Raw genomic sequence first — 16,476 nt, 5'->3', positions numbered from 1 at the left:
GGACCGAACGTGTGGACATCCGGGGGCGTGCTCATCGCACGCAGTACGTGGCCAGCGGGCCGAAGCCGTTGAACGCCACCGAGGAGTAGCTCGACGTGTACGCGCCCGCACCGAGCAGGTCGACGTGGTCACCGGCCCGCAGGTCGAGCGGCAGGTCGTAGCGGACGCGCTGGTAGAGCACGTCGTCCGCGTCGCACGTGGGGCCGGCCAGCACGACCGGGCCTCGTCGCCCCTCGTCCTTGCCGGTGCGCAACGGGTACGCGATGGCTTCGCCCTCGGTCTCCGCCAAACCACCGTAGCGGCCGATGTCGAGGTAGACCCACCGCCGTTCGTCCGAGTACGACTTCCGCGACACCAGAACGACTTCCGACCGGATCACGCCGGACTCGGCGACGACCGCGCGGCCGGGTTCGATCATCACGGCAGGCCGGTGCTCGCCGAAGTGCCTGGCGATCGAGGCCGTGATGGCGTCGGCGAAGTCCGCCAGCGGCGGCGGTTCCTCGAGGTACGCCGACGGCAGGCCGCCGCCGAGGTTGACCGTGGACAGTTCCAGGCCGTCGGCCCGCAGCTTCGCGGTGATCGCGCCCGCGTCGGCGATGGCGTCGTCCCAGCCGTGCGGGTCCAGTTGCTGGGACCCGGCGTGGAAGGCGACACCCAGTGCGCGCAGGCCGAGCCCGTCGGCCAGCTTCAGCAGGTCGACCGCCATCTCGGGGTCGCAGCCGAACTTCTTGCCGAACGGGTAGGTGGACCTGTTGGCCCTGACGAAGATGCGCAGCAGCACGGACGAACCGGGCGCGTGCTCGGCGATCGAGCGCACGTCCTGCTCGCTGTCCGACACGAACAGCCGCACACCGCGTCCGTACGCGTAGGCGACGTCCGCGGCCTTCTTGATCGGGTTGCTGTAGGAGATCCGCTCGGCGGGGGCGCCCTGCGCGAGGCACAGGTCGATCTCCGCCGGGCTGGCCACGTCGAACGAACTGCCCTCGGCGGCCAGCAGGCCGACCACCTCGGGCTCCGGGTTCGCCTTCACGGCGTAGAAGACACCGACGCCGGGGAGCGCGGACGAGATCGCGGTGTAGCGCTCCCGCACGGTCTCCAGGTCGATGACCAAGCAGGGGGTGGCCGGTCGCTCATGATCCAGAAAATGGCGGATGCGAGCTTGTGCCTCCTCGCGCCCGGTTCCAGCGGGACGCGGCATCGGCGGGGCTTCCGCCGGTGTGGCAACGCTCTCAGTCATTCCGCCAGGGATCTCCCATCACACCGTGTTCGGGCACGGCCGTCCACTCTAGGTGGTGTTCGCGGAAAACGGGGTATCCGATCCGGGTTATGTGATCGATCAGGCGTTACGCAGCTCGATCAGGGACACGTCCGGCGGCGCTCCCACCCGGACCGGCGGACCCCAGAAACCCGCGCCGTTGCTGACGTAGACGGGCATCCCGTCGACCGTCGCCAGCCCGGAGACGACCGGCTGCTGGAGGGTGACGGCGTAGTTGAACGGCCACATCTGGCCGCCATGGGTGTGCCCGGAGAGCTGGAGGTCCACGCCCAGCTTCGCGGCCTGCGTGGCCTGCACGGGCTGGTGCGCCAGCAGGACGACCGGCGTGGACGTGTCGCGGCCGTCGAGGGCCCTCTCCATGTCCGGGCCGTCGCCGTAGTTGCGGCCGGTGACGTCGTTGACGCCCGCGAGGTCGAAGGAGGCGCCGCCGCGGGAGATGGTGAGCCGCTCGTTGCGCAGCGGGTCGACGCCGAGCCTGCTCAGCTCGGCCAGCCACGGCTGCGCGCCGGAGAAGTACTCGTGGTTGCCGGTGACGAAGAAGCTGCCGTGCCTGCTGACCAGGTCGCGCAGCGGCGCGGCGGCCTCGCCCAGCTCCTCCACCGTGCCGTCGACGAGGTCGCCGACGATGGCGACCAGGTCGGGCTGGAGGCCGTTGATGGTGTTCACGATCCGCTCGGTGTGGCCGCGGCCCAGCAGCGGGCCGAGGTGGATGTCGCTGACGACGGCGATCCGGAAGCCGGAGAGCGCCGGGGAGAGCTTGCCGAGCGCGACGGGGACGCGCTTGACCGCCGGGCCGCCCAGCGCCTGCGTGGCGCCGTAGCCGACGACGCCGGTGGCGGCGATCCCGCCCGCGACGGCCAGCGAGCGGGCGATGAACAGCCGCCTGCTCGCGTCGACGGGGCCGCCGGACGGCTCCTCGGTCGGCGCGACCTCGGGTTCGGCGGGCACGGTGACCGGCGCGGGCACCTGCTGGCGCCGCCACAGCCGGTTGAGGACCGCCCGCGGCACCTCCAGCACGGCCAGCAGCAGCGTGAGGTAGAGCGTCATCGCCAGCCACAGGTAGCCGGGCCAGGCCAGCACCGCGCCGAGGTCGGGGCCGAGGTACCTGCCGCCCGCGAGACCGGCGAACAGGAGCAGGAACATGCCGACGATCGCGGCGGTGCCCAGCCTCCTGCCGCGAGGGGTGGTGGTCGTGTCGCGGACCAGCCGCTTCCACAGGTAGAGGTGGGCGAGCCCGCACGGCACGCCGAGCAGCAGCAGGAAGATCACAGGTCAAGTGTCCACGTTCGGGCGTTTGTCCGGTGTCGGGCCCCGCGATCGGCCATTCGGGTTGTCATGTCACAGCCAGTCGACCGTCCCCTCCGGACGGACACCCGTGCCGCGGTGGCGCGGACGGGCAGAAATGCGGAAAGTAACCGCGATATTCCTTGTCCTGCCCCCTTGGAATCGACTGTTGACAGGTTATCAGGGCCGCTGTCACGCTCCCCGCAGCAACACTGAAACCGCTTGCTTCAGCAGGGCGAAGTACAGCGGTGTGATTACCAGGTTTTTCTCGGTGACGTGGAAAGGAAGAAATCAGGCAACTAGGTGGGGGTTTCCTTTTTCTACTGAAGGGAGCCTTCGATGGGATATGCGGCTGGAAAGAGGCGACGAGATGACCTCGACCTTCGACGACGTGCGGAACTCGATTCTCCTGAACGGTCACGACCTGACGCCGCGCGAGGTCGCGGCCGTCGTGCGGCGCCCGGTGCGCCCGCGAGTGGGCGTCGACCCCGAAGCGCTCGCCCGCATGGAGTGCTCCCACGGCCTCAAGCTCCGGCTGATCGACCTCGGACTGCCCCTCTACGGGGTCACGACCGGGTTCGGCGACAGCAGCACGCGCCAGATCTCCGCGGCCAAGACCGCCGAGCTCCAGCGCAACCTCGTCCGCTACCACCTCAACGGCACCGGCCCGGAGAGCAGTCCCGACGTCGTGCGAGCCACCCTGCTGATCCGGGCGAACTGCCTGGCCAGAGGCCACTCCGGAGTCCGTCCCGCACTGGTCGCGCGGCTGCTGGCGCTGCTGGAGAACGACGTCCTGCCGATCATCCCGGAGCGCGGGTCGGTCGGCGCGAGCGGTGACCTCGTCCCGCTCTGCTACCTCGCGAGCACCGTCATCGGCGAGGGGACCGTCCGGTTCCAAGGCCGCGACCTGCCCGCTGTCGAAGCGCTCGCCGAGTGCGGTCTGGAGCCGTTCGTGCTGGAGGCCAAGGAGGGTCTGGCGCTCATCAACGGCACCTCGTTCATGTCCGCGTTCGCCGTCCTGGCGATCGAATCGGCGAAGGAGATCGCCGCCATCGCTGATCTTTGCACGGCGCTCGGCGCGCAAGTCCTGCTCGGCAACCAAGGTCATTACCACCGTTTCATCCACGAGCAGAAACCGCATCCCGGTCAACTCGCGAGTGCCGACAACATCCGTGTGCTGTTGGACGGTTCAGGTCTTTCGCGAACCTACGGAGAAGTGCTGACCTCCGATCCGATGCCGTCCGGAGCGGGGTTCCACCACCTCGACCACGCCGTTCAGGATCGCTATTCACTGCGCTGCGCGCCCGCCGTCACGGGCGTTCTGCGGGATCTGGTGGATTGGGCCGAGAAATGGGTCACCATCGAGATCAACTCGACCAACGACAACCCGCTCTTCGACGCCGCGGAGGACGCGGTGCGCAGCGGCGGCAACTTCTACGGCGGTCACATCGGCCAGGCGATGGACGGGCTGAAGCTCGCCGTGGCCAACGTGGCGGACCTGCTCGACCGCCAGCTCGCGCTCGTCGTGGACGAGAAGTTCAACAACGGGCTGCCCGCGAACCTGGCGTTCCCGTTCGCCGCGGACGACTGGCAGGCCGGGCTGCACCACGGCTTCAAGGGGATGCAGATCGCCGCGTCCTCGCTGACGGCCGAGGCGCTGAAGCTGACCGCACCGGCGAGCGCGTTCTCCCGGTCGACCGAGGCGCACAACCAGGACAAGGTCAGCATGGGCACGATCGCCGCCCGTGACGCCAGGACGGTGCTCGAACTGGCCGAGCAGGTCGCCGCGATCCACCTGCTCGCGCTGTGCCAGGCGGCCGACCTGCGCGGGCCGGACCTGCTCAGCCCGGCCACCCGGCCCGCGTACGACCTGATCCGCGACCACGTCCCGTTCGTGGACGCCGATCGGCGGATGGACGGCGACATCCACGCCGTCGTCGCCCTGATCCGCAGCGGTGAGCTGAGGAAGTCCTGCAAGCTGCTGTGAGCCGCGGCGCGGGGTTCAGAGTGGTGGGATGAGCCCGGTGAACGTCCGGTTGCCGTCGCAGTGCGGGCACGAACGCCCGTTGTCGACGGTCCTGGGCGTACCGCCGATCACGGCGAGCACCGGGTTCGCCACGAACCCCGCGCCACCACAGAGCTGGCACACGGTCCGAACCTCGCGGGTCACCTCGAACAGGTCCGACGGGTCTTCTTCGAAATCCTCGTCGAAGCCCTCGTCGTCGTCTTCCGAGTAGTCGTCTTCCTGCTCTTCGTCCTCGCTCATCAGGGCACCACCGTACCCGTTGAGATCCGCGCCACCGGCCCGTGGTCGAGGTACTCCGTTCGGGTGTTTCAGCAGGTACCGTGCCGTACGTCATGCGCACGCTGCTGATCGACAACTACGACTCGTTCACCTTCAACCTGTACCAGTACCTCGCGCGGGTGAACGGGCACGATCCGGTCGTCATCACGAACGACGATCCGCGCTTCCGGCTGACCGATCTCGACGGTTTCGACAACGTGGTGATCTCACCCGGACCGGGGAACCCCCGAAATAGGGTCGATTTCGGCCTCTGCCAAGACGTAATAGCGCACGCGCGCATTCCTCTCCTCGGTGTTTGCCTCGGTCACCAGGGGTTGTGCCTCGAGCACGGGGCCACCGTCGGGCTCGCGCCGGAACCGCGCCACGGCCGGGTGGACCTCGTGCGGCACACCGGGGCGGACCTGTTCGACGGGGTGCCGTCGCCGTTCCCGGTGGTGCGGTACCACTCGCTCGCGGTCACCGACCTGCCACCCGAACTGGAGCCGATCGCGTGGACGGACGACGGCGTGCTCATGGCCGTGCGGCACCGGACCCGACCCGCGTGGGGGGTGCAGTTCCACCCCGAGTCGATCTGCACCGAGCACGGCCACCGGGTGCTGGAGAACTTCCGCCGCCTCACCGAGGAGCACCACACCGTCACCCCCGTTCCCCCCGTCGAGGTCACCCGACCGGAGGCTTCGCTGCCGTCGCGGGAGGTGCTGGTCCGGTCGCTGGACGCGCACCCGGACGCCGAGGCCGCGTTCGCCCGGTTGCACGGCGGGTCGCCGCACGCGTTCTGGCTGGACAGCAGCCGGACCGGCGGGCGGGGGCGGTTCTCCGTGATGGGGGACGCGAGCGGACCGCTGGCGCGGGTCGCCACGTTCGACGTGTTCGCCGGGCGGGTGACCGTGACCGGCGCCGACGGCGTCACCGAGCACGACGGGCCGTTCTTCGACTGGCTGGAACGGGACCTGGCGGAGAACGCCGTGCGCCCGCTCGACCTGCCGTTCGAGTTCGCGCTGGGCTGGGTCGGCTACCTCGGCTACGAGCTGAAGGCCGAGTGCGGCGGTGCGGCGGCCCACCGGTCCGAACACCCGGACGCCGCGCTGGTGTTCGCCGACCGCGCGGTGGTGTTCGACCACCAGGAGCGACGCGTGCACCTGTTGTCGTTGACCGACGACGGCTGGTTCGACGAGGTCGAGGCCGCGCTGCTCGCGGTCGGCACCCTGCCCGACCCCGTGGCGGCGATCGGCCCCGGTTCCGCCGAGGTGTCGCTGCGGCACGCCAGGCCCCACTACCTGAAGCTGGTCGACGCGTGCTTGGAGGCGATCACCGCGGGGGAGACCTACGAGGTGTGCCTGACGAACGAGGTGACCTGGCGCGGCGCCGTCGACCCGTGGGCGGCGTACCGGTTCCTGCGGCGCGAGAGCCCGGCGCCGTTCGGGGCCCTGCTGAGGTTCGGGGCGCTGTCGGTGCTGAGCACGTCGCCCGAGCGGTTCCTGCGGGTCGACCGCGACCGCGTCGTGCTGTCCGAGCCGATCAAGGGCACCCGGCCGCGCGGCCGCACCCCCGCGGAGGATGCCGCGCTGCGCCACGACCTGGCGACCAGCGTGAAGGACCGCGCCGAGAACCTGATGATCGTGGACCTGGTCCGCAACGACCTCGGCCACCACGCGGAAGTCGGCTCGGTCGAGGTGCCGCGGCTCTTCGACGTCGAGACCTACGCGACCGTCCACCAGCTCGTGAGCGGTGTTCGGGCGACGCTCCGCCACGGCGGTTCGGCCGTTCGGTGCGTTCGCGACGCCTTCCCCGGTGGTTCGATGACCGGTGCGCCGAAGATCCGCACAATGCGGATCCTCGATGGGCTGGAAGGGGGACCCAGAGGTGTCTACTCGGGTGCCCTCGGTTACTTCTCGCTGTCGGGATCAGCGGACTTCAGCATCGTCATCAGGACTCTGGTGGTCCACGGCGACAAGGTGAGTTTCGGCGTCGGAGGAGCCGTGATCGCCCTCTCCGACGGCGCGGAGGAATTCGAGGAGACAGCGGTCAAGGCCACCGCGATGCTCCGTCTGCTGGACACGCCGTTTCCCGGCCGCTGAGTCGCCCGCGGCAAGGGGCGCGGAATGTCCCACGATGTGGTTAACGGCCCGTTTCCCCGCGTTGACCCGCCAGTGGGCCAGGTCAACGCGGCGAAACGACGACGTCAGGAAGCGTGTGCTTCCTGGAACTGCACGACCAGGCCCTGCGGAATGCGGCCACGGTCCGAGATCTGGTGCCCCTGAGCACGCGCCCAGTCGCGAATCGCCTGCGCCTGAGCCTTGTCACCAGCCTTGACGGTGCTCTTGCCAGTGCCCTTGCGCTGCTTGCGGCCACCCGCGCGACGCGCCTTGGCGACGAAGTCGCCGAGCGACTCGCGCAACTTGTCCGCATTCTCCTTCGACAGGTCGATGGAGTACTCCACACCGTCCAGCGCGAAGGTTACGGTCTCGTCGGCTTCGCCGCCGTCGAGGTCGTCGATGAGTTGGACGACGGTCTGCTGTGCCACTGTTCCTCCGTATGTGCTCGCATAGCGCGTGCTGCCGTCGACTGTAACTTCGCCACACGCTTCGGGGTCACCATAGTGCACAAGTTGAATATCGGCTAACCTTTGAGAGGGAAAATGTGACCGATCCCCCCGGTCGGGTCATTTTGGTGCCTGACGTTTAAATGCACGTCAAGGCGCGACCGTTACCGTCACAATCGGTGCACGCGAGGGCGGTGGGGGCGCCTATCCTGGAGGCGATACCCACCCAGGGTAGGGAAGGCCGGGAGTGATGCACGGGTACACCTCGAACAAGGACGCCTACCTCAAGCGGCTCCGACGCATCGAAGGCCAGGTGCGAGGACTCCAGCGCATGGTCGACAACGACGACTACTGCATCGACGTCCTCACCCAGATCTCGGCGGCCACCAAGGCCCTCCAGGCCGTCTCACTCGGCCTGCTCGACGAACACCTGAAGCACTGCGTCGCCCAGGCCGCCGCGGAAGGCGGCGAAGTCGCCGAGGAGAAGATCCGCGAAGCGAGCGAGGCCATCGGCCGCCTCGTCCGCTCCTAGGGCCCCTTTCCCGCGAGCACGACCTGATCCAGTACAGTTGCCCCCTGCCGGCCCCCGTAGCCCAACCGGCAGAGGCAGCGGACTCAAAATCCGTCCAGTGTCAGTTCGACTCTGACCGGGGGCACCACCGCTCACCAGCGGCGACAACTGAATGATCAGCAGAGAAGTTGATCTCTGTCCATGACGGTGTCCTTGAGTACACTTGGGTCGTGGACAGAGACGCTGCTGCGCGCTGTCCGAAGGGCAGTATCCGGGAGCGCGGGAACAACCTTCAGGTCCGGTACTTCGCCGGGCGAGACCCGGTCACGGGCAAAGATGTCTACCTCAACGCCACGGTCAAGGGCTTGGACGACGCGGCCCGCAAGAAAGCCGACGACAAGCTCGCCGAGTTCCGCACACAGGTCAACAAGCAGCGGTCGGCCGAATCCTCCGTCTCGCTGAGCTACGCGATCAACGAGTGGCTACGGACTAGCGAAGTAGACGACAGCACCCGGAAGACTTACGTCGGTTACATCGAACGGACGATAAAACCGGTTCTGGGCAGGGTCGCGGTCAACAAGTTGTCCGCCCGGACGATCGAGAGCTTCTATACCGAACTGCGCCGCTGCCGTGCCCGCTGCGACGGCAAGCCCTACTTCGAGAAGCACACGACCAAGGACGCGCACGACTGCGTCAAGGAGAAGTGCAGGCCGCACGCGTGCAAGGGCATGGCCGCGTCCACGGTGCGTCAGATCCACTCGATTTTGAGCGGCACGCTCAACGCCGCCGTCCGTTGGGACTGGATCTCTTCCAGCCCCACGCAGATCGTCCGCCGTCCAAAACAGAAACCGCCGCAGCCGGACCCGCCGACTTCGGCGGAAGCGGCGCGTCTGGTCGACAAGGCGTTCGACATGGACGAGGACTGGGGCGCTCTGGTCTGGCTGGTTATGACCACCGGAATCCGGCGCGGTGAGTTGTGCGGGCTGCGCTTCAACCGGGTGGACTTGGACGCCGAAGTCATCGATCTTCGCCGGAGCTGGGTGAACGGCAGGGAAAGGACACCAAGACCCACCAGAACCGCCGGATCGCGCTCGACTCGGAAACCGTCGTGATCCTTCGGGAGCAGCGCGACCGGGTTGCCGAACGCGTGCGGTTGTTGGGGCAGGAGTTCACCGAGGACCTGTTCGTCTTCAGCATGGCGCGAACCCCCTCACACCAGGAGCCGTACTCGCCCAATGCCGTTACGCAGCGCTATAAGGACATGGCGGACCGGCTCGGCATCGATACCCACCTGCACGCGCTGCGGCACTACTCGGCAACCGAGTTGCTGACGGCCGGCGTGGACTTGCGAACCGTTGCCGGACGCCTCGGACACGGTGGCGGTGGAGCGACGACATTGCGCGTCTACGCGGCTTGGGTGGCGGCCACAGACCGGAAGGCCGCCGAAATCCTGGGGTCCCGGATGCCGAAACGACGGCCGAAGTGAGATCAGATCACCAACGCGTCGAGACGCCTCCGCTGCCGGATTGAACCAATCTGCGCGGCCAGCAGTCGAGCGTGCTGCGCCTGCTCGGCCGCCGCAGCCATTTCACCGGTCGCGGTGAACACCTGAACAAGATCGACCCGCAACGCGGTCGCGGCCCTGGTGAATGTCGGGTCCAACTGGTCCAGCACGTCCGACAGGACGGGTATCGCCTCAGGCTCACCGAGTCGCGCCAGCGCGTTCCCACGCCACCGCTCCAAATGCGTAGGTCCGAAGACCAGGTACGGCGTTTCCGGCGACTCCGGCCGTGACGCCATCGAACGCTCCGCGTCGTCAAAAGCGTTCAGGCACTCCCGTTGATCGCCATTGGCCGCACAAGCCTCCCCGTACCCGGCGGTCAGCCACGAGCGGAGGAGCCCGGACGTCTGTCCTTTGGCGAGGGCCCGCGCGTGGTCGGTGAGTTCGATGGCCGCTTTCGAGTCGCCGACGTCGAGCAGCACGACGGCCTGCCCGGCACACGCGTAGGCCTCCAGTTCCCGCGAGTCCGCTTCCCTGGCAGCCGCACGAGCCCGGTTGTAGTGGTCCCACGCCTCGCCGACCATTCCCTGGTCGAGAGACTGCCAGCCAGCGAGGGTGGAGGCGTCTACGAGCACTTCGGCGAGGCTGGACCGCACAACCGGGTTCAGCGCGTTGCCGAGTGCCTGTTCCATCTGCTCGACCTGCCCGCGAAGTTCGCCCAGCAGAGCGGACGCCCCCAACCGCCGATCGATCACCCGCGTGATGTCCAGTTTCCGCCGCAGAAGATCGATCGTCTGAGCGTCCACGGTCCGCCCGGCCGCAATTCTGGCGCGGAGGCTCAGCGCGTCATCCGAGGAATCGAACCGCTCGGCTTGGGCGGGTGGCACCGGCCGGAGCAGTTGCTCCACCGGCACGCTGAACATCGTTTCGAGCAGCTTTCGCGTACCCGCGCGGACGGGTCCCAGAGACCGCCCGTCGTCACGTCCGCCGGACATCAGCCTGTGCAGGTGGCGGGGGCTCAACGTCGCGTCAATGCCGTGCTCGCGCGCGAACACCTCCGCGTCCTCGCTGAATTTCTCGGCGGTCCGCCCACGCTGTCGCACCAACTCACCGAGCAGCGTCCTAGGGCGCTTGCGCTCCGAATTCATCGGCTGGCCTCCGTTCGCCAATGTCAGCGCTGATGAGTGTAAGGGCGGTGGAGGGCAAGACAGGTCTTTGCCAGGTCATTTACGCCCGAATGGCATCAATGAAGGCTGACATCTGCGCACCTGATGTCAACGGAGGCGGGTGGAACCGGTGTTGAGCAACTTCGTGGGTGATGGTCCAGGGATCGTGCTGTTCCTGATCTGGCTGGTGCTGCCTCCGGTCTACATGGTGGTGATCGGCAGGCGGTACGCCCAGCAGTGCGCGGAGAGCGCCTACGAAGCCGTGTGGGCTCGCGAAGAGCTTCGGCAGGTACTCGATGACCTCCGCGCGGTTCCTGAGCCTGAAGAGCCCGTCACGGTCCCGCTGCCCCGCCAGCACCGCGCCGAACCGAGTGCACCTCCCGGACGGCATCGGCTGCGCACGGATCGATCCGTTCTGCTCGCTCGCACGGGCACGTGAACACCCTCGGGATGAACTAATGATCAACAAGTCGACTTATCGAGGTGTCGCCTCGTGATGCGGGACCTGCGTGTGTTCCTGGTGTCCGTGTCCGCAGTCAACACCGAGACCGCGCACTACATCTTCGGACTGATGGATGCGAACAACAACATCTCGCAGTCCGCGTTCGACCCGGACCGCGAGGAGGCGCTAGGCGCACAGATGGTGCAACTCGGCGAGACCTTGCAGGAACGCGCTCGCGACCGCCGGCGGACCGTAGAGGGAGGCCAGCAACCGTGACGCCCGACAACGAGACCAAGCAGCAACGCACGACCACGGCTCAGAGCCGCGAACTCGGAGCCGAACTCAAGGCCGCCCGCCGACGCGCCGGACTTCGTGGAACCCGAGTCACCGCTGAACTGGACTGGTCCACAGCGAAGCTCTCCAAGTTGGAGAAGGGGTGGCGCGGCACGAGCGAGTGGGAAATCGGCGTCCTGCTCGGGAAGTGCGGAACCGACAAGCCAACCCGAGACCGCATCATGCGGTTGATGCGCGAGCACCACACCGGGCACTTCCTTCGATCGCACTCCGACGAGCCCGCCGACGTGCTCCTGAGCCTGAACCTGCACGAGCGGTTAGCGACGTCGCTGACCTGTTACGAGCCGTTGGGGATCCCGGCCTTGCTCCAGAGCGAGGACTACGCCCGCGCACTCCTGTTCTCAGCCACGCATCCCCCGGTCACGGTGGAACCTGCGGTCCGACGTCGGATGGACCGGCAAGGCGTGTTGTCGGGCGACCACGTTGACGGGTTCGCGTTCTACATCCACGAGGCCGCGCTTCACCTGTGGGTGGGCGACCGGGCGACCATGTCCGGCCAAGCAGAACGACTGGTGCACCTGAGCACACACTCGAAGCTCACCTTCCGGGTGATCCCCACGAGCGCGGGCAACCATCCCGCCCTGCACCACGCCTCCACGGTGCTGACCTTCCGCAACGGGCTAAAACCGTTGGCGTACGGGCAATCCGACGTGAACACCGCGTTCGTGGAGGACGAACAGGCCATCAAATCCCACCTGGCCAAACACGTGGCGCTTTCAGCGCTCGCGCTCGATTCAACGGAGTCCCGCAAGGTCCTCACCGAGTGGGCGAACGACCACAGCCGCCCGAACGAAGACCTCCAAGCCTCCTGAGACTCCGGCCCCCGCCTCCGCCTCCGTGGGGCCGGCACACCAGGGGCCGGTACGGCGCGTGCCGACACCCACGCCGTACCGGCCCCGCTGACGTGACGGGTTGCCGTGTGCCGCGCCATCGTTCGGAGATGGCGCGGCACACGGCTGTTTTCGGTGCCTGTGACGGGTGACCCGTCACAGGCAGGACCCGTCACAACGACCCATAAGCGCAGGTAAGACCATGCTCGGTACCCGTCACAGGCCGTGTGACGGCGTGACAGGTCGCCAGCCCCGGTTGTGACGGGCTACTCGTCATCGGTCCCCGCCCCTCGGTGGGTGGCGACAGCCGCGCCGATGTCCGCCATGAGGTACCCGCGAACCTGGCGAACCCCATCCTCCGTGGTGACCCTCTCCCGCGTGGGCTTGCACCCCAGGTCGCCCATCTGCCTGCCAAAGGCTGTCGACTCCACCTCCAGAGCGGAGACGAGTTCAGCAGTCGGCACGAAATCCCTGTCACCGGAAGCCAACTCGTCACCGAGATAGTCCACAACGGACGCCAACGGTTCGGGCAACTCTGCTTCGGGACCGGACTCGACTTCAGCCGCCGATCCGCCGCCGATCGCTTTGGCGACAGCCGCATGATCGAGTACCGGCCTTGAGTCCTCTCCCGCAGCGTGTCCGGTCAAGGTGCGTTCCGCCTCCCGCAGCGCCCGCCCCTGCTGGCAGATGGTCCGCCAATCTTCGTTGGGCATGTAGAAGGTCCGGACCGTCATCGCGAGCACGTCCGCTCCCACATCGGTCTCCCCGTCTGGCCGCAGGATGCCCACCCCTTTGTGGGAGGCGAGCAGTCGACTGCTGTCGTACCCACGTGTGTTCATCTGCTCGCCAAGGACGATGTTGCTGTCCCGCCAGTCCATCACCCGCAACGCGAACCGCGAGCCGAGCACCGCCCGCAGGTTCGACGGAATCGTCTTGCTGTCAGGCCGCTGAGTGGCGAGCACGAGCAGAATTCCAGCCGCCGGCCCCTTGCGGGCAAGCCACGTCAGCAACTCCCCGACGTACCCGCCTGCGGTCAGCTTCTTCCCCTCCACCTCGACGGGAGAGCGGTTCTCCAACGGCACCTGCACCTCATCGATGAAGATCGCCGTTATCGGCATGTCCAACACCGGGTCACGGGACATGTCCGGCGTGATCTTCGATTCCGGGCACACCAGGTCGTCGAGATCCTGCATCCGCCGATACCGACCCTGCACCTCGCTGACCAGTTCCACGAGCCAATCCACGAGCGTGAGCACGTGTTCGGACTCGTCGCCGGACATGAACCGATGCGCAACCTGAGCCGCCGCGTACCAGTCCTTTCCGGACTTGAAGTCAGCGACGTAGAGCCGAGTATGCGGGTCCAGGATGAGCCCCGCGGCTGCCAGCCGTGCCGCGAATGTCTTGCCCTGCCTGGGAATCGCACCCACGAGCAACGACGTCCACACCAACGGCAAGTCGATCCGTCGATCACGTGCGTCCCGCCCGAACGGCACTGGCCGCCACGCGTCCCACCGTTGCACACCGAGCAGGGGAGTCCGCACTGGAGGCGACGCGTAGGGGTCCGAGTCCGCGACCCACATCGACACCCGCCCGGCGTGCCCACCGTTGCCGCGCACCCGCTCAACGATCAACTGCACCTCGTCCACGGCGAGCGCCGACGCGAGCGCTTCCCGATTCTTGATCACATCGGCTGCCTTGCGCGTCGCGGGAAGATCCACCGTGATGGCCCGCCCGTCACCGACGCGCAGTGCACGTTCGACCAGCCGAAGACTCTCGTCCTTGCCGATCAACTTCGCGTCGCGGAACGCGTCCACCAGAACTTGCGGATCCATCGTCCACGTCAGCGTGCGCGGACCGGCGAGCACCGGCTTGCGCCCAGGGCTGCCGTCCTTGCGCCTGCCGAGCACCGCCAGGCCCACGGAGACGAGCGCGCCCGTGATCCACAGCGATCGGGAGCCGTAGAGGAGATCGAGCACCGCGACCGCTACGGCACCGACCACCAGCACGCCACCGGTGACCTTCCACCGGAACAACGTCAGTGCGCGAATGTCGGTGAACTTGTCCGCCAACTTCTCGGACTGCTCCGCAGCCTCCCGGTAGTCGCTCACCCGTACCCACGACCGCCACCACCGTGCCGCGACCGCGACACCACGAACCACGGCACCGGCGATCCGGAACGGTGAGCGCAACAACCGCACCACGAGATCCTTGGCCGCCTGCACCGCCAGGCGGCGACTCTTCAGCACAGCGGGCACGCGTGGTGAACGCTGCCACCAACTCGTGAACCGTTCGGCTCGTGTCGCACGGCGCTTGTTCGGCCCGTAGTCGACCAGCTCACCGTCAAGCACGGGCGAGCCCTCCACAAGGTCCTGCCGGTCCGCGCGCACGGGCAACGCGTCGTGGCCCTGGTTGCTCGCTTCGGGGTTCATGACTCGTCACCTCCTTCCGCGTCGGCGAGTTCACCGGCAAGGACGGCCGCCAACCGGGAGGACAGACCGCGCGAGCAGTGGGTGACCTCCCGGACCCACAGGGGAGTGACCGAGACCCCTGGGCGCCAAGCCGCACGAGCTTCCGCCAGGTAGTCGGCGAACGACTTCCGAGCACCCGACCCCTTGCTCTTGCTCGCCGTGCGTGCAAGGGGTTCATGAACGCGCGCGACCACATTCACGGACTTGTCGGGAAGCGCTCGCCGCTCGGCTTCCGTGAACGCGGCGGTGACCGCCTCCGTCAGCTTGTCGCGCAGGTCGGTGACCGCCTCCGCAGCCACGAACACCACCAGCGGCGGCACCGAGTGCAGCACGATGCCCGCGAGCGACCCGGCCGCGTACGACGCCCAAGTGTTCATGACATACGTGGCCGCGAGCGTGAACCACTTCGCCCGCCGCACCCACGGCCCCGTGCGGACCTGGTAGCGAGCAGTCACCTGCTCGGCTCGCAGGATCGCGAGCAGCACGAGCGACACCGTGGGGTCGAGCAACCACGCGGCGAGCCACGGCAGCGACCACGGGGGAGTGCTGGCGGAGGCGAAGCTCTGGACGTTGGTCATCGTGAACGCCAAGCCGAGGATGATGCCCGCCCAACACAGCCGGTCCACCTGACCTCTGACCCGCTCAACCCGCAGAGCCACTACATCGGGCCGCGTCTGGTGGGCGCGCAGCTCGGCTGCCTCGACAGCCTCCCGCGCGAGCCGCCGTGCGCGGCTCACCTGGTCGTCGGCGGGGGCGGCGGGTGGCCGCCCGAAGGCGACCACCCTTCCCCCACCCCGAGAAGTGAGGGTGAACATCACCGACCGCCCTTCCGGCGAGGCCCGTCCGCACCGGTCACGGTCAACGCACGGGTGAGCGTGTGGGCCGCGAACAGGGCTGGCAGCCCCAGCACCACGAGCAGCAACGTCGTGTTGCCCGGATGCGTGATCACGAGCCACTGCACACCCACGATGGCCCCGGCCATGCCGAGCACCCGCCCGGTCAGCGACAGCAGCCGAGCACCCGAACGAGCCGTGTGGGCAGCAGCCTTGGCCCGGCGTGCGCTCGCACGCCACACCACGACCACCAGCAGCACCACGCCCAGGCAGGCGAGCAACTGTGTCGGCGTCAGGTTGATGGTCATGACGGCCCCTCCCCTTCCCGGCCAGGTGCACCGGCACGGCGGACCAGCCACACCGGGAGCAAGGCGCGGCGGTCGTCTTCCGACATGCCGCCCCACACGCCCACCGTCGCCGGACCGGCGACGCGCAGTTCGAGTTCCAGGCACTCCCGCTGAACGGGGCATCCCGCACAGATCCGCGCGGCCACTTCCCGCTCACCCGTCCCGTCGTCGTGCCACTCCGGTTCCTCGTCATCCGCCCGGAGCCACATGCAGGCCCCGTCACGGGTCACGATTTCCATCAGCACGTCATCGGGCACCTGGGCGTAGCGGTCGAGATCAGCCGCCACCACCTCGTAGTAGTCGTCCGCGTTCACCACGAGGCACCACCGGTCAGCCGCGCCACCTCGTGAGCCGTACGCCGCTCAGCGGCCAGACCCGCCACGTCGACCACGCCGCCCGACTCGACGGCCTGACTCACCAGCTCCTCAACCGCCCGAGCAGGCACGACGTACCGCGACCGCAGCCGCACAGCCGGAAAACCACCCTCCCGAATCGCCCGGTAGAGGGTCGACGGGTCCACCCGCATGACCCGAGCCGCTTCAGGAACTGTGTAGAACGTCGGCGAGCCGTTGCCCGCACTGTTTGTCGCACTCATAACCACGCCTCCGAAAGACTGA

The 16,476-nt window shown here is 67.9% G+C and carries 18 protein-coding genes and 1 tRNA gene; 9 read left to right on the top strand and 10 right to left on the bottom strand.

The genetic code is table 11. The features are described 5' to 3' along the window. Positions 1-31: 31 nt before the first annotated feature. Both NZH93_RS15205 and NZH93_RS15200 read right to left on the bottom strand, forming a co-directional pair. On the bottom strand, positions 32-1,198 hold the full coding sequence (locus NZH93_RS15205) for a type III PLP-dependent enzyme (protein WP_259623910.1): 1,167 nt from the start codon (positions 1,196-1,198) through the stop codon (positions 32-34). A 138-nt stretch (positions 1,199-1,336) separates the two neighbouring features. Next, on the bottom strand, positions 1,337-2,545 hold the full coding sequence (locus NZH93_RS15200; protein ID WP_308214202.1) for a metallophosphoesterase: 1,209 nt from the start codon (positions 2,543-2,545) through the stop codon (positions 1,337-1,339). 385 nt (positions 2,546-2,930) lie between these two features. Here NZH93_RS15200 and NZH93_RS15195 point away from each other — a divergent pair, with 385 nt between their 5' ends. Continuing rightward, a complete protein-coding gene (locus NZH93_RS15195; RefSeq protein ID WP_259623710.1) occupies positions 2,931-4,547 on the top strand; it encodes an aromatic amino acid ammonia-lyase in 1,617 nt (538 codons plus the stop codon). 15 nt (positions 4,548-4,562) lie between these two features. Here NZH93_RS15195 and NZH93_RS15190 read toward each other — a convergent pair whose 3' ends face one another. Continuing rightward, positions 4,563-4,826, bottom strand: coding sequence for a hypothetical protein (locus NZH93_RS15190; RefSeq protein WP_259623709.1), 264 nt, complete (start codon positions 4,824-4,826; stop codon positions 4,563-4,565). 92 nt (positions 4,827-4,918) lie between these two features. Between NZH93_RS15190 and pabB the strand changes: the two genes are divergently transcribed. Then, positions 4,919-6,943, top strand: a complete 2,025-nt coding sequence (pabB, locus tag NZH93_RS15185; RefSeq protein WP_259623708.1) for an aminodeoxychorismate synthase component I — start codon at positions 4,919-4,921, stop codon at positions 6,941-6,943. Positions 6,944-7,047: 104 nt separating this feature from the next. Here the strand turns inward: pabB and NZH93_RS15180 are convergent, their stop codons facing one another. Continuing rightward, on the bottom strand, positions 7,048-7,389 hold the full coding sequence (locus NZH93_RS15180) for a histone-like nucleoid-structuring protein Lsr2 (RefSeq protein ID WP_259623707.1): 342 nt from the start codon (positions 7,387-7,389) through the stop codon (positions 7,048-7,050). A 268-nt stretch (positions 7,390-7,657) separates the two neighbouring features. On the opposite strand from NZH93_RS15180, the gene NZH93_RS15175 reads away from it, so the two are divergent. The 4 genes from NZH93_RS15175 to NZH93_RS15160 all read left to right on the top strand — a co-directional run bounded on the left by NZH93_RS15175 (position 7,658) and on the right by NZH93_RS15160 (position 9,404). Beyond that, positions 7,658-7,939, top strand: coding sequence for a metal-sensitive transcriptional regulator (locus NZH93_RS15175; protein ID WP_259623706.1), 282 nt, complete (start codon positions 7,658-7,660; stop codon positions 7,937-7,939). Positions 7,940-7,989: 50 nt separating this feature from the next. Beyond that, a tRNA-Leu gene (locus tag NZH93_RS15170) sits at positions 7,990-8,066 on the top strand. 82 nt (positions 8,067-8,148) lie between these two features. After that, entirely contained in the window at positions 8,149-9,030 is an 882-nt protein-coding gene (locus tag NZH93_RS15165) for a site-specific integrase (RefSeq protein ID WP_259623705.1), read from the top strand. Further along, entirely contained in the window at positions 9,027-9,404 is a 378-nt protein-coding gene (locus tag NZH93_RS15160; protein WP_259623704.1) for a tyrosine-type recombinase/integrase, read from the top strand. Before NZH93_RS15165 ends, NZH93_RS15160 begins: the two co-directional genes overlap by 4 nt. 2 nt (positions 9,405-9,406) lie before the next feature. Here NZH93_RS15160 and NZH93_RS15155 read toward each other — a convergent pair whose 3' ends face one another. Then, positions 9,407-10,567: an NsdA family TPR-like regulatory protein gene (locus NZH93_RS15155; protein WP_259623703.1), complete on the bottom strand. Its 1,161-nt coding sequence runs from the start codon at positions 10,565-10,567 to the stop codon at positions 9,407-9,409. 184 nt (positions 10,568-10,751) lie between these two features. On the opposite strand from NZH93_RS15155, the gene NZH93_RS15150 reads away from it, so the two are divergent. Genes NZH93_RS15150 through NZH93_RS15140 form a run of 3 tightly spaced genes read left to right on the top strand, consistent with a single transcriptional unit; the run spans position 10,752 to position 12,193 of the window. After that, positions 10,752-11,024 (top strand): hypothetical protein, encoded by a 273-nt coding sequence (locus NZH93_RS15150; protein ID WP_259623702.1) that lies wholly within the window; start codon positions 10,752-10,754, stop codon positions 11,022-11,024. 54 nt (positions 11,025-11,078) lie between these two features. Further along, a complete protein-coding gene (locus tag NZH93_RS15145) occupies positions 11,079-11,303 on the top strand; it encodes a hypothetical protein (protein ID WP_259623701.1) in 225 nt (74 codons plus the stop codon). Next, complete coding sequence (locus NZH93_RS15140; RefSeq protein ID WP_259623700.1) at positions 11,300-12,193, top strand: helix-turn-helix domain-containing protein; 894 nt, start codon at positions 11,300-11,302, stop codon at positions 12,191-12,193. The genes NZH93_RS15145 and NZH93_RS15140 overlap by 4 nt, the downstream gene beginning before the upstream one ends. A 284-nt stretch (positions 12,194-12,477) precedes the next feature. Here the strand turns inward: NZH93_RS15140 and NZH93_RS15135 are convergent, their stop codons facing one another. From NZH93_RS15135 to NZH93_RS15115, 5 genes are read right to left on the bottom strand one after another with little or no spacing between them, the layout of a single operon-like run. Further along, entirely contained in the window at positions 12,478-14,640 is a 2,163-nt protein-coding gene (locus tag NZH93_RS15135) for a P-loop NTPase family protein (protein ID WP_259623699.1), read from the bottom strand. Continuing rightward, positions 14,637-15,494, bottom strand: a complete 858-nt coding sequence (locus NZH93_RS15130) for a hypothetical protein (RefSeq protein ID WP_276023486.1) — start codon at positions 15,492-15,494, stop codon at positions 14,637-14,639. Before NZH93_RS15130 ends, NZH93_RS15135 begins: the two co-directional genes overlap by 4 nt. Next, on the bottom strand, positions 15,494-15,820 hold the full coding sequence (locus NZH93_RS15125) for a hypothetical protein (RefSeq protein ID WP_259623698.1): 327 nt from the start codon (positions 15,818-15,820) through the stop codon (positions 15,494-15,496). Before NZH93_RS15125 ends, NZH93_RS15130 begins: the two co-directional genes overlap by 1 nt. Beyond that, on the bottom strand, positions 15,817-16,173 hold the full coding sequence (locus NZH93_RS15120) for a WhiB family transcriptional regulator (protein WP_259623697.1): 357 nt from the start codon (positions 16,171-16,173) through the stop codon (positions 15,817-15,819). The genes NZH93_RS15125 and NZH93_RS15120 overlap by 4 nt, the downstream gene beginning before the upstream one ends. Further along, positions 16,170-16,454, bottom strand: coding sequence for a helix-turn-helix domain-containing protein (locus tag NZH93_RS15115; RefSeq protein ID WP_259623696.1), 285 nt, complete (start codon positions 16,452-16,454; stop codon positions 16,170-16,172). Before NZH93_RS15115 ends, NZH93_RS15120 begins: the two co-directional genes overlap by 4 nt. Positions 16,455-16,476 lie beyond the last annotated feature (22 nt).

It is taken from the genome of Umezawaea endophytica (genome assembly GCF_025061645.1).
Lineage (GTDB): Bacteria > Actinomycetota > Actinomycetes > Mycobacteriales > Pseudonocardiaceae > Umezawaea > Umezawaea endophytica.
Note: the sequence above shows the minus strand (reverse complement) of the source record. Positions and strands in the feature narration are given on the sequence as shown.

What these genes read in the sequence shown, in the direction of transcription:
- NZH93_RS15155 (WP_259623703.1), bottom strand. Translation starts at nt 10,567, where the DNA reads ATGAATTCGGAGCGCAAGCGCCCTAGGACGCTGCTCGGTGAGTTGGTG.
- NZH93_RS15115 (WP_259623696.1), bottom strand. Translation starts at nt 16,454, where the DNA reads ATGAGTGCGACAAACAGTGCGGGCAACGGCTCGCCGACGTTCTACACA.
- NZH93_RS15125 (WP_259623698.1), bottom strand. Translation starts at nt 15,820, where the DNA reads ATGACCATCAACCTGACGCCGACACAGTTGCTCGCCTGCCTGGGCGTG.
- pabB (WP_259623708.1), top strand. Translation starts at nt 4,919, where the DNA reads ATGCGCACGCTGCTGATCGACAACTACGACTCGTTCACCTTCAACCTG.
- NZH93_RS15190 (WP_259623709.1), bottom strand. Translation starts at nt 4,826, where the DNA reads ATGAGCGAGGACGAAGAGCAGGAAGACGACTACTCGGAAGACGACGAC.
- NZH93_RS15175 (WP_259623706.1), top strand. Translation starts at nt 7,658, where the DNA reads ATGCACGGGTACACCTCGAACAAGGACGCCTACCTCAAGCGGCTCCGA.
- NZH93_RS15135 (WP_259623699.1), bottom strand. Translation starts at nt 14,640, where the DNA reads ATGAACCCCGAAGCGAGCAACCAGGGCCACGACGCGTTGCCCGTGCGC.
- NZH93_RS15130 (WP_276023486.1), bottom strand. Translation starts at nt 15,494, where the DNA reads ATGTTCACCCTCACTTCTCGGGGTGGGGGAAGGGTGGTCGCCTTCGGG.
- NZH93_RS15195 (WP_259623710.1), top strand. Translation starts at nt 2,931, where the DNA reads ATGACCTCGACCTTCGACGACGTGCGGAACTCGATTCTCCTGAACGGT.
- NZH93_RS15205 (WP_259623910.1), bottom strand. Translation starts at nt 1,198, where the DNA reads ATGCCGCGTCCCGCTGGAACCGGGCGCGAGGAGGCACAAGCTCGCATC.